The 416-nt window shown below is 68.5% G+C and carries 1 protein-coding gene; it reads left to right on the top strand.

The annotated features are described in order from the left end of the window. Positions 1–416, top strand: a 416-nt coding sequence (locus tag AC0L3H_RS33025; protein ID WP_473588253.1) for a TCP-1/cpn60 chaperonin family protein, incomplete at both ends; no start/stop codon positions are given.

Raw genomic sequence — 416 nt, 5'->3', positions numbered from 1 at the left:
GACCGAGTCGACGACGCCCTCAACGCGACCCGCGCGGCCGTCGAAGAAGGCATCGTTCCCGGCGGCGGCGTCGCACTGCTGCGCGCTTCGCTGAGCATCAAGGCTGTCGGCGCCAACTCCGACCAGACCGCTGGCATCGCCATCGTGCGTCGCGCGCTGCAGGCTCCGGCCCGCCAGATCGCGGCCAACGCCGGTGCGGAAGCATCGATCGTTGCCGGCAAGATCCTCGAGAACAAGGGCCCGACCTTCGGCTTCAACGCCCAGACCGGCGAATATGGCGACATGATCGCCATGGGTATCGTCGATCCGGTCAAGGTCGTGCGCACGGCTCTCCAGGACGCGGCCTCGGTCGCCGGCCTGCTGGTCACCACCGAAGCCATGATCGCGGAGGCTCCGAAGAAGGAGTCGGCTGGCGG

This window comes from Mesorhizobium sp. WSM4816 (assembly GCF_055811535.1).
This window is presented reverse-complemented; position numbering and strand designations above follow the sequence as displayed.